Origin of the sequence: Pseudorhizobium xiangyangii (genome assembly GCF_020531965.1) — a bacterium.
Taxonomy (GTDB): domain Bacteria; phylum Pseudomonadota; class Alphaproteobacteria; order Rhizobiales; family Rhizobiaceae; genus Neorhizobium; species Neorhizobium xiangyangii.
Genome location: NZ_JAJAWH010000023.1, coordinates 1 through 12,213 on the forward strand (window position 1 = coordinate 1; position 12,213 = coordinate 12,213).

At 58.9% G+C, this 12,213-nt stretch carries 8 protein-coding genes; 4 read left to right on the plus strand and 4 right to left on the minus strand.

From position 1 onward, the window contains the following. Together LH464_RS24885 and napE are read right to left on the minus strand one after the other, a co-directional pair. On the minus strand, window positions 1–381 hold a 381-nt coding region (locus LH464_RS24885; RefSeq protein ID WP_390625012.1), incomplete at its 3' end, for a 4Fe-4S dicluster domain-containing protein. Further along, entirely contained in the window at window positions 320–511 is a 192-nt protein-coding gene (napE, locus tag LH464_RS18775; protein ID WP_226787940.1) for a periplasmic nitrate reductase, NapE protein, read from the minus strand. The genes napE and LH464_RS24885, both read right to left, overlap by 62 nt. 307 nt (window positions 512–818) lie before the next feature. Between napE and LH464_RS18780 the strand changes: the two genes are divergently transcribed. Together LH464_RS18780 and LH464_RS18785 are read left to right on the plus strand one after the other, a co-directional pair. Continuing rightward, window positions 819–2,261 (plus strand): metal-dependent hydrolase family protein, encoded by a 1,443-nt coding sequence (locus LH464_RS18780; protein WP_226787996.1) that lies wholly within the window; start codon window positions 819–821, stop codon window positions 2,259–2,261. A 396-nt stretch (window positions 2,262–2,657) separates the two neighbouring features. Next, on the plus strand, window positions 2,658–3,869 hold the full coding sequence (locus LH464_RS18785) for a M20/M25/M40 family metallo-hydrolase (protein ID WP_226787941.1): 1,212 nt from the start codon (window positions 2,658–2,660) through the stop codon (window positions 3,867–3,869). A gap of 288 nt (window positions 3,870–4,157) precedes the next feature. Here the strand turns inward: LH464_RS18785 and LH464_RS18790 are convergent, their stop codons facing one another. After that, window positions 4,158–5,597 carry a metal-dependent hydrolase family protein gene (locus LH464_RS18790; RefSeq protein WP_226787942.1) on the minus strand — a complete coding sequence of 480 codons (1,440 nt, stop codon included), beginning with the start codon at window positions 5,595–5,597 and terminating at the stop codon, window positions 4,158–4,160. Window positions 5,598–6,140: 543 nt separating this feature from the next. Then, window positions 6,141–7,283, minus strand: a complete 1,143-nt coding sequence (locus LH464_RS18795; protein ID WP_226787943.1) for an alpha/beta hydrolase — start codon at window positions 7,281–7,283, stop codon at window positions 6,141–6,143. Window positions 7,284–7,823: 540 nt separating this feature from the next. Here LH464_RS18795 and LH464_RS18800 point away from each other — a divergent pair. Then, window positions 7,824–8,918: an efflux RND transporter periplasmic adaptor subunit gene (locus LH464_RS18800; protein ID WP_226787944.1), complete on the plus strand. Its 1,095-nt coding sequence runs from the start codon at window positions 7,824–7,826 to the stop codon at window positions 8,916–8,918. After that, window positions 8,915–12,004: an efflux RND transporter permease subunit gene (locus tag LH464_RS18805; protein WP_226787945.1), complete on the plus strand. Its 3,090-nt coding sequence runs from the start codon at window positions 8,915–8,917 to the stop codon at window positions 12,002–12,004. Before LH464_RS18800 ends, LH464_RS18805 begins: the two co-directional genes overlap by 4 nt. The last annotated feature ends 209 nt before the right edge of the window (window positions 12,005–12,213 follow it).

A 12,213-nucleotide genomic window follows, 5' to 3' on the forward strand; every position in this document is an offset into this window, starting at 1 on the left:
GTTTGCCGGCAGACAACCCGCGTTGATTGTCACCACATGTTCAAAGGCGGAAGGCGCGCCATCAAACAGCGTGTCTCCATGGGGACAGACCGTCGCACACTCACCGCAAAACGTGCAGTCCCCGCGGGAAAAATCGAGTGCCGGCCAGCCATCGCGCCGGACGACAACGCCGGTGGGACAGTGATCAATACAGGTAGTGCAATCGGAACAGACCTCGGGCCGATTTCCGAGAAAGCCCGGCGGCACGACACGCCGATCATCGCGGATTCGACCGCTTAGGAGGCTTCGTCTGGAAAGGGCTTTGTAGTCCATGGCTGCCTCAAACTCCCGGCGGGCCGGGCGGGCCGAATACGATCTGGTACATCCAGACCATGAAACCATAGCCTCCGACGACTGCGACCGCGACAACAGGCCAAATTCCGAAAGCCAGGACCAGAAACGTTATGAGTTCGCCGCGCCGACGGGATCTCGGGGCCTCTTCCTTAAGGTGCTCAGTGGAAAAATCTGTCAAGACGTGAGCTCCCTCATGCGCAATCTTCTACGTAGTAACATGTCCCGGCCAGCTTGGATGTCAAGCGAAGCACGAGCTTAGACCAGCGTAACGAACGCCTCCCAGGAAAGGAAGTAGCATCGAGGCTACCTTTTCGCCTTGACGATCGTCAAGTTTGCGTCGGTTGACGGGATTTAGCGAAGAAAATCAATGGCACGTCCCGCCAAGGTCACGTCACTGTCCAGCGCCTGGCATTATGTGCGTGACCTCCGGGAACAACAACAATAGGCTGCGACGTATTCTATCGACGGGCATTCGGAGGAATGGCATGTTTCGATTAGGCAAAAAGTACCGGCACCTCATCCATGACAACGGTTGCGGTTGCGCAAATATTCTCCTTCGGGAGCGATCGCATCATCTCAGTGAATACTCCCGGCGAAGATTTCTTGCGGGCGCAGGGGCGACGGCGGTTGCGGGAGTATTTGCCGGCGCAGTCAATGCGCAGACGCCGGTGCCAATGTCCAAGATCTTACTCAGGCAGATCCGGTTGTTCGACGGCCGGTCGGATTCGCTGCAAAGCGGTGTTCAAGTCCTAACTGACGGCAACAAAATAGTCTCCATAGACAAGGCCAACAGCCCGCCGCCTTCGGATGCGACCGTCCTGGATTGCGGGGATCGGGTGTTGATGCCCGGCATGATCGACGCGCATTGGCACGCGATTTATGCTGCGGTGCCCCTGCAAGTTCTTCTGGCCGGAGATCCAGGCATCATCTTTGCCGCCTCCACGGCCGAGGCCGAGCACACCCTGATGCGGGGCTTTACGACCATACGCGACATGGGAGGGCCTGTCTTCACGTTCAAGCAGGCAATCGACACGGGCCTGATTCCTGGTCCGCGGATTTTTCCAGCAGGTGCGATGATCACCACCTCCGGCGGACACGGCGACCTGCGCATGCCATCCGAGATTCCCGCTCGAGATGGAGAACTGAGCGTCGGTGAAATGATGGGGGGCGCCGCTATTGTCGACGATGTTGGCGAGTTGAAACGCCGCGTACGCGAGCAGCTTCTGCAGGGTGCCTCACAGATCAAGCTTGTAGGAGGCGGAGGCGTCTCTTCCCCCCGCAGCCCGCTCGACATGACGACCTTCAGCGAGCTCGAAATTCGCGCGGCCGTTGATGTGGCAAGGGACTGGAATACCTACGTGACGGTGCACGCCTACGCCTCCAACACCGTCCAGCGCGCAATTGCCGGCGGGGTTGCCTGCGTCGAGCACGCGCATCTGATGGACGAAGATACCGCGAAGATGTTCGCGGATAAGGGCGTCTGGCTGAGCACGCAGCCCTTTCTGACGATGGAAGATGCGGCCTCGCAAACCGGGCCTGGTGTGGAGCGGGTCAAACAGCTTTTTGCCGGTACGCCCAACATCTACAGCTACGCGAAGAAGTACGGCATAAAGACAGCTTGGGGTTCGGATATTCTGTTCTCCCCGGAACTTGCGCCCCGCCAGAACACCATGCTGACCCATCTGTCCAACTGGTATACGAACGCCGAGGCGTTACGCATGGTTACGTCAGGCAACGCCGAGCTTCTGGCGCTCTCCAGTTTGCGCGCGCCTTACTCGGGAAAGCTGGGCGTCATCGACGAAGGGGCCTTCGCCGACATTCTCGTCTGGGACGGCAATCCTCTCGATGACATCAGGATGATTGAGAACCCCCAAGAGAATCTGAGCCTTGTCGTTAAGGATGGACGGATCTTCAAGAACAACCTGTGATCCTTGTTCAAGGAACCGGCCGCCTGACCAATAGGTGTTGCAACCTGTTTCCGGTTCGCCTGGTGTTTGCGCTTTGGAGGTTAACGGCCATGTTTTGTCGCGGCTCGGCGCAGTCCGACTTTCGGGACATACTGACGATGATCTGGATTCCACGCTCATGACTCCTCAGAACCGTCCTCTAGAATGACAGGCAGTTCGTCTGCAAAATGGATGCGAGAAGCCGAAAAGGATGCTCCCGTACCCTTGATCACATTTCCCTTCTGGCGGGGATCGCAGCCTTTGCGGTCGATGCCTTGTTAAACACGGTCGGCGCCTCCCTCATCTGCGGGCGCATACATTTGAAAGCGGTGAGGTTGGAACAGCCCGCCTCGCCGAAGGACTTCTCCAAATCCAGGGATGGAAAAAATGGAACACGCATCGATCCCATTCGACAAGGCAGCTGCGGAAGAACATCTGATGCGGTTCCTCTCGGTGGAAGGAGTGACGGGACAAGAAGCAAATATCGCATCTGCAGTGATGGACGCGCTTAAGGCTGCCGGCGTCCCGGAGGCTGATATCCGCTTCGATGACGCCAACGACCGTATTCCGTTACCAACCGAAACCGGCAACCTCATCGTCAATCTGCCAGGAACACGGCCCGGACCGCGACTGTTGTTCTCGACGCATCTGGACACAGTGCCGTTATGTGCCGGAGCGAAGCCACGTCGCGAGGGCGACCGTATCGTTTCGGACGGCACAACCGCGCTGGGCGGCGACGCGCGGACGGGCGTGGCCCTTCTTGTGGTTGTTGCGGAGACCCTCCTCAAGCACAAGCTGCCACATCCGCCAATCACACTCCTGTTCACCGTGCGTGAGGAAAGCGGTTTGCATGGCGCGCGCGAATTGAACCCGGCGGTTCTGGACGGTCCGGTGATGTGCATCAATGTTGACGGCCAACTGGCCTCCGAACTGATCATTGGAGCGGTGGGCCAGGAAAACTGGGAGGTTGAGATCAAGGGGAAGGCGTCCCATGCGGGCGTAGCACCCGAGAAGGGAATTTCAGCAACGCTGGTAGGCGCTCTCGCCCTGGCCGAGGCACAGGCTGCCGGCTGGTTCGGAAAGATAGTCAAGGAAGACGGTCGCGGGACCAGCAACATTGGCATTTTCGGAGGCAAGGAAGGCAAACCAGCCGGTGATGCCACCAATGTGGTGACCGACTACGCCTTCCTGAAGGGAGAGGCACGCAGTCCCGAATTGCCTTTCGCGACGAAGATAGCGAAAGGCTATGAGGCGGCGTTCGAAAAGGCGAGAAGCTTGGTGAAAGACGACCAGGGTGAGACAGCCGAGGTGAAATTCACTCACAAGACGTCGTACCCGCCCTTTAAGCTGGAAGAGACCAGCCCCGTGGTCGTCCGCGCGAGCAAGGCGTTGAAGACGCTGGGAATCGAGCCCAAATACTTGTTCTCCAACGGGGGGCTGGATGCAAACTGGCTCGACAAGCATGGCATCCCGACGATCACGATCGGAGCAGGCCAAGCCGAGATCCACACCATCAAGGAATATGTCAATCTGTCCGAGTATGAAAAAGGATGCCGCCTTGGATTGCTCCTGGCGACGATGGAAGTTTGAAGATCTGGGGCTCTGACGTAATCAAGGCAGTCGCAGGGACCGGTTTCCGATGAGATGACTGGAGGCCAGCGGTATTGCGATCGCTGGCCTATGCACCGTGTATTTCGACGCGCGCCGGCTCCTGCGAACCGCGGACGGAATCTCGGCAAGGCCGAGCCCGATCTCGTTATGGCCGGTGGTGCCCTGTCCGGCTCTGAGCGTCCTTGGCGCGTTCATGGGAGCGTCGATCGCGCCTTGAGCGTCCCGGTTCTCTGAGCCGGTCTTTCCGCCGGGCATCTGGCGAAGCGGTTAGTCAGAAAGCGTGTTTTTGAAGATACGCCCGTCTTTCATGATGACCTTGAAGGCAGAACCTGGATTGGCGACCAGGGAAAGGTCCTCGAGCGGATTGCCTTCGACGAGCAGCAGATCGGCAAATGCGCCTTCCTCGACCACACCCAGCTTTCCCGGATAGGGGTTGATGAAGCCTGACAGGGCCATCAGTTCGCCGTTATTGGCCGTGGCCATCGTCAACGCCTCGGCGGGGGTGTACCAGCGATCAAGCAGCGCAAGCGCCGCACCCTGACGAGCAGCGGCCGCTGGATCGAACAGGATATCTGCGCCGAAGGCCGTCTTCACATTGTATTTCCTCGCAAGTTTGTAAGCGTTCTCGGTCCCGTCGAACACCTGTTTCGCACGTCTCTGCGAAGACGGAGACATCCTTGCAAAAACCGCCGGATCATAGGTCAATGGCTGCAGGCTCCACCACACACCGGTATCCGCCATCAGCTTTGCCGTTTCCTCATCGGCAAGCTGTCCATGATCGATCACCTTCACGCCAGCGCGGATCGCTCTTTTGATCGAAGCCGGCGTATAGGCGTGAACCGCAACATAGGTGCCCCAACCCTCGGCGGCATGCACGGCAGCCTTGAGCTCTTCTTCAGTGTACTGGATAGATTCAATGGGATTATGGGCAGGTGAATTGACCCCTCCCCCAGCCATGAGCTTGATCTGACTTGCTCCGAAGCGGAGTTGCTCGCGCGCGCGCAGCCGGACTTCGTCAGGGCTGTCGGCGATTGCTGCGATCCCAATCATCTCACTATAGCTCGCAAGAGCTCCCGTGGCCCTTGGCATTTCATGGAGGAAGCGAAAATCTCCATGGCCGGAAGTCTGAGATATGAAAGCTCCGGATGGATAGATGCGCGGCCCAGCCACGACGCCCTCGTCGATTGCTCGCTTCAGCCCGAAGACGGGACCGCCAAGGTCGCGAATCGTTGTAAACCCCCTCATCAGGGTCGCCTCGGCCTCTTTCGCCGCCAAGAGGTGCAAATAGGACGGCTCTGCGCTCATCAGCAACGGTTGAGGCGTTCCGGCCATGAACGCATGCCAGTGGGCGTCGATAAGACCCGGCATGAGGACACGTCCGTCAGCCTCGATAACCTCTGCATCGGCACCCAGGTCGCCGACAGGTTCGACCGACACACGCTCAATAGTGTTGCCGCTGACAAGAACATTTGATGGTGGCGACAGCGTGGGACTGCGACCGTCGAAGACCCGCACATTCTGGAACAGAGTTCGCTTCAACGTGGCGCCGACGTCAACGGGAACGGTTGGCTCAGCGATGGTGAAGTCGTCAGCCCAACTTGGGTTACCGAGCGGCAGGGATGCTGCGATGACGAGAACACAGAAGAGGGGAATGCCACTCTTCCGCTGAAGTCCATAGAGTGCGGAGAGTACCTTACGTGCAGTCACTGCTAAAAATCCTTGTCGGAGCTTCGGATCAAGCCAAATCTCGTCGTCTATCTTCGGATCATAGCTCGCTCGCCCGACCAGTCATGGGGCGGGAATCCAAAACGTTGGCAGGCTGTCCCAAATCGGCGAGGAGGTCGGCAGCGTTATTGACAACTTATCACCTGCGGCATGATGTCTTTGCTCGGATTGGTTCAATGGAGAACATCATGCGTAACCCGTTTGCTGCCAAGCTCTGCCTCGCCTTGTTCCTCTTGACGCTCGGTTCCGCGCCTGCGCCGGCCCAATGGGTCGACGTCAATATAAGGGTTGGTTCCAGCCTCAACAGCGGCAGGCCGATTAGCTGTTCGCAAGGGGAAAGACTGCTTCGCAACCGGGGTTTCCGCGATATCCGCCGTGTTGATTGCCGCGGACGTTTCTTCGTCTACCGCGCCTGGAGGAGTGGCAGTCGGTTCGAGGTGGCAATAAACTCTCGGAATGGACGCGTGGTCGATATGCGACGCATCGGGAGATAATTTCCGAACCAAGCAAGATGGAACGGACGCCTTACTGCCCTGCAGCGGCTTGAGCCATGCCACCAAAAATGCGGTTGGGAAGAAAGACGACAAGCGAGGCGGCTCCTTCCGCCACCAAGGCGCTGTCCGCAAGAGCAGCCTGGCCCAACGAAACGGGTTCCCTCAGCACGCTACGCATCAGCGCGTCGTTGCTAACCAACTCCATGAGCGTTTTGGAATCGGCGAATACGTTATGTCTCCCGCCATCGACGTCGGACACATCGATAACAGTGACGTCACGCTCCTGCAGCACTTCAACGTCGGACCCGCTGCCAACGCGCGGCTGGCCTCCGGCAAGGCGTCTGGAAAAGCCCAAGGCGCGATCCCGGCGGGAGACGACAATCGTGAACGGTCGGGGAATATCGCCGATGTCATCCATTTGTGACAGGAACACATCGACGTCGATGTCCGGCGCAGCCAGCACAACGCCTCCCAGACGCCTCAAGGTGTCAGTGCGCCCCTGTAGCGCGAGATCGCGGAGGGCTTCGGTCACGACATAAGCGCCCATCGAATGGCCTAGGATCACAATTCTGGTTGCCCTTGTCTGCGCCGCAATTTCGATTGTCTCTGCAAGCCCCCGCCGGCCAATAAGCGCGCTATCTCGGTCAAATACGTAAAGCGGGATCGCCGCGCCCGAAGGCCATGCATAGTGAAGGGCGACCGCGCCGATATCGTAGTCGTGAACGATCTGGGCATTCCGAAAGACGCTGTCGGCGAAGTTGTTGTTGTAACCGTGAACGAAGATCAGGATCTCTCGATCCTCCGATGCGCGACGCGCCAACGCCGTGTCGAGCTGCCTGATGAATTGCTGCCGGTCATCGATCGGTTGATGGCTCTGCGCTGAAAAGTGTCTGCGCGGATCTGGAACACGGGCGCTCGTCTCCACCCGCCCTGGCCGGTGGTTCTGTGGTATTCCAATATCAAGCTCCGAAAAGCTCAACGTCTTTGAGCGTGCCGCCGAAAAAGGGAGCGACTCGTTGTCGGAGCGCGCACGCGTCGTTGCAACATAGACCGGCACGATGGCTCCCGGTTTGGCTCCAGGTGACGCTGCGGGAAGACCGAGCACAGCTCGTCCGCCACAACCGACCAAGGTCAGCAGCATGATCACGATGACGGACAATCGTATCAAGGACATGGCTCGGATCTTCTGGTTGATTTAGGCCGCGACGCTACACTGTATATACACTCAACGATAACGATCAACTCGAGAGCTTTCCATTGCCGGGTGTAGCGCGCCAACGCGACCTAAGCATCTCGCATTACTCTTCCTACCGCGCCACGACATACCGATGCTGGGCTTATAATCTGGACCACAGGCCAGAATGTCGGATTTCATGCTGATCACTTCATGTCGCCAACAGCCGTATATTCATCCCGTTGAGTACTGCTTCGCGTAGCCTATCGGCATAAGATCCGATCCATGATTTCAAGGGAGCAGCATGACCGTATGCTTACTCGGGACACCCACTCTTGGCTTTGATCCCGTCACCGAAGGCATCGATGAGCGTGACACCTTGCCAAATCTCGCACTGCTAGAGCGCGGGCGGGGCGACCTTCAGGGCGCGGAACCCGTTACTCATCTCAGGCGAGAGCATCTCCTAAACAATTCGATATTTGCAAGGTCGGGGCTCGTGGCTTCGAGCTTGTGAGCCGGTAACCTTCCGGGGGGAAGTCCATGACAATGCGTTTGACGGGATCCACAAATAGAGCGGCATTTGCGCTCCTGGCGACCTTGCTACTGGCCGGCTGCCAGGGTGAAGATAATGCCGAGGAGCGGCCCCCGAGGCCGGTCAGGACCGTCGCCGTCTCCTTCAACCCCGAGGATACCTTCGGATCGCTGGTCGGCGAGATCAGACCTCGTACGGAGACCAGTTTCAGCTTCCGGCAGGGAGGCGAGATCCGGGAACGCGACGTCGAGATTGGCGACCGGGTTGAGGCGGGAGCCGTTCTTGCTCGTCTGGATCCCGAGGATGCCCAGGACGCGCTGCGGAAGGCAGAAGCCAACCTGTTTTCGGCCCAGGCCCAGTTCCAGAATGCGGAGACCGAGCGAGAACGCCAGCAACGGCTCTATCCACGCACCTCCACGCGTCAGGCGGTGGAAGCCGCCGTTGCCCAGGCCAGCATGGCACAGGCAGGCGTCGATGCCGCACAGGCGGCATTAAGGATCGCGCAGACCAATCTAGACAACCGTGTCCTGAAGGCGAACGCCGCAGGTGTCGTGACCGCAATCGGCGGCGAAGTCGGCCAGATCGTCGGCGGCGGCCAGATGGTGGTCCGTGTTGCACAACTCGGAACGCGAGACGCGGTCTTCCAGGTTCCGGAAGCTACGATCCAAAGCACCGGCGGGGACGCACGCGTTGACGTGCAGCTTCTCAGCAATCCCGGCGTCAAGGCCATCGGCAGCGTTCGAGAAATATCGCCGACTGCAGATCCCATCACTCGAAACTTCACGGTGCGCGTCGGGCTCGATGCCGCGCCGGATGATTTCCGGTTCGGCAGCGCCGTTCGCGGAACTATCCGTCTTGCCAGCCAGCCGGCCGCACGGCTGCCGATCACCGCCCTGTTCAGCGAGGGCAACCGGAGCGCTGTCTGGATTGTCGATGGGACGACCAAAACGACCAAGCTCGTGCCGGTCGAAGTGCAGCGCTTCGATACGAACGACTTTCTCGTAACCAAAGGGCTCGAGACAGGGGACCACGTTGTCGTCGCCGGTGTGCAGCAGTTGCGTCCGGGCATGCAGGTCCGCTTGCTCGAAGGAAGCACCGAATGAACGGGGGATTCAACCTCTCCGCCTGGGCGATCCAACGGCAGAGCCTTATTCTGTTCCTGGTGCTTCTCAGCGCAGCCGCCGGCATTTTTGCCTACATCAATCTTGGCCGTGACGAGGATCCGGACTTTACCTTCAAGACCATGATTGTTTCGGCGGCATGGCCCGGGGGTACGATCGAACAGACGGTTGACCAGGTGACGGACAGGCTTGAGCGAACGCTTCAGGAAGTGCCAAACCTCGACAACCTGCGCAGCCTGACGACCGCCGGCCAGTCCATCGTCTATGTCACGCTCGATGATGCGACCCCACCCCATCTTGTAGGCGAATCCTGGTACCAGGCGCGCAAGAAAGTGGGCGACATGGTGTCAACGCTACCGCCAGGCATCCGAGGACCTTTCTTCAACGACGATTTCGGAGACACGTTCGGCATCATCTATGGTTTTACATCGGATGGGTTCAGCGACCGGGACGTCAGGGATTGGGCCTACGAGGCGCGCAATCGCCTGCTGAAGGTGGATGATATAGGCAAGGTCCAGCTGATCGGCACTCAGGACGAGACGATCTACATCGAGTTTTCGACAGAGCGGCTAGCGAGCCTTGGCCTTTCCGCGGCAACGGTGATCAGCACCGTACAGGCGCAGAACGCAGTCCTGCCGGCCGGGCTCATAACCTCGGAACAGGATCGGACCATCCTGCAGGTATCCGGCAGCCTTTCAGACGAAACCACACTGCGTGGCTTGAACATTCCCACCAGTTCAGGCTTCGTCCAACTGGGTGACATCGCCACCATTGTGCGCGGCACCGTAGATCCCCCTCAGCCGCGTTTCCGTGTCAAAGGCAAACCCGCAATCGGCATTGCAATCTCCATGGCGTCCGGCGGCGATATTCTACAACTCGGTCGCGATATCGACGCGACAATGCAAGCCCTGGAGAACGACCTTCCTATCGGCATTGACCTGACGCACGTTGCCAGCCAACCAGCCGTGGTACAGACTGCGATCCGCGGGTTCACCACGTCACTGACGCAGGCAGTAGTGATCGTCCTCGGTGTCAGCTTCGTTGCGCTGGGCGTTCGTGCCGGTCTGGCCGTCGCCGTCTCTATCCCGCTGGTTTTGGCGCTGACTTTTCTGTTCATGGACATTACCGGCATCGCATTGCAACGCGTCTCGCTTGGCGCGCTCATTATCGCACTGACCTTGATGATCGACGACACGATGGTCACCGTCGAAACGATGATGGCAAAGCTCGAGCAGGGCTATGATCGCGTCGCTGCGGCGTCCCACGCGTACACGTCAACTGCATTCCCCATGCTCGCCGGCACTCTGGTGACGATCGCCGGCTTCATCCCGGTCGGTTTCGCGAGCAGTTCGTCAGGCGAATACGCACGTTCTCTCTTCCTCGTCATCGGGTTCGCCCTGATCGTCTCGTGGCTGGTGGCCGTGCTGCTGACCCCGATTGTCGGGCTCGCAGTGCTGAAATCAGGGACAGCGACCGGGCCTAAGGAAGACAGCGCGTTCATGCGCGGCTTCAAGAATTTCCTTCATACCTGCATGCGGATGCGATTGGTTGTGGTGCTTGCAACTGTCGCATTGTTCGTGGTTGCCCTGATCGGATCAACCGCCATGAAGCGGCAGTTTTTCCCGCCATCCGACCGGCCCGAACTGATCGTCCAACTCACATTGCCTCAAAGCGCCTCACAGGCGGCAACAGCGGTCGAGGTCGCGAAGGCGGAAGAAGTCCTATCGGCCGACGAAGACGTGGCTGACTGGAGTTTCTATGTCGGCTCAGATCCGGTTCGCTTCTACCTCTCCATGGATCTACAGGCGCCGGCTCCCTCCCGCGCGCAGGCCGTGGTCATCGCAAAAAGCGTCGGTGCGCGCGATGACCTGCAGGCGCGTCTGCAAAAGACCCTGGACGAAAAGCTACCTGACATCATCGTTCGCGTCTCCCCGCTCGAAATGGGTCCGCCAGTCGGTTGGCCGATACAGTATCGCGTGAGTGGTCCTGACATTCCTGGCACGCGCAACATTGCGTGGCAGTTAGCGGATGCGCTCTATGCAACTCCGGGCGTGGTCCAGCCGAACCTTGATTGGAATGAACCTGTCCGGAAGGTTGTGATCGATGTCGATCAGGATCGGGCCCGGCTGGTGGGGCTCAATTCGTCGGTAATCGCGCAGACCTTGTTCGCAACCGCGTCTGGTGTCCCGGTCACGCAGGTCAGAGATTCGATCTATCTCGTCAATGTCGTCGCAAGGGCGACCGCCGAGCAGCGGGTCGACATCAGCACCATCCGCGCGCTCCAGATCCCGGTTGGGCCAAATCATACCGTGCCGCTCTCCAGTATCGCCACCATCGAATACCAGACGACCCTGCCCGTCATCTGGCGACACGAGAGCACTACAACCATAACGGTTCAGGCGGATACGGCAGAAGGCGTTATGGCGGCCAGCGTTGTGGAAGCCGCCACCGACAAGATTGAGGAGCTGCGACAAGCCAACCCTGCGTATCGGATCGAAGTTGGCGGAGCTGTCGAAGGCGCGGAAGAAGGCTTGAGCTCGGTCGTCGAAATGCTTCCGGTTATGGCTATCATCATCCTGATTGTGTTGATGTTCCAGCTCCAGAGCGTGCAGCGTTTGCTGCTCGTCATCAGCGTCGTGCCGCTGGGACTGATCGGCGTCGTGCTGATCATGCTGATTACCAACACGCCTGTTGGCTTCATCGCTGTTCTTGGCATGATCGCGCTCATCGGGATGATCACGAGGAATTCGGTCGTGTTGATCGATCAGATCGATCAGCGGATGGAGGAGAAGGGGCAGACATGGGGGGGCGTGATCGACGTCACCGCCCAGCGTCTCCGCCCTGTTTTTCTCACCGCCGGCTCAACGGTACTAGGCATGCTGCCGATCATCCGCGACCCCTTCTGGTCACCGCTTGCCTTTACGGTTATCGGCGGTCTGGTTGTGGCCGCCGCGTTGACATTGATTTTTCTTCCGGTGCTCTACGTCCTTTGGTTCAGAATTCCGGCAGAGGCCGAACCGGACAAGAACCCGACGACCGACGTTCAGCCGGCCACCGTGGTCGGCTGAAGAAGATTTGGCTGCCATTACAGGTTGTTCTCTCCGCCTTCTCGCTGTCTGGCACTTGGCCCAATGCAGCGATACCTTCGCGCTATTCTTTTCCAAGAATCTGCGGATTCCTCTCAAGCTTTTCTGCTCCTTCAGTGAGGGAATAATACTTGGTCTAGCAAGGCCAAGTGCCTGGCATGGTGCGAGTGTGAAAGTTGAAGGGCGAGCGG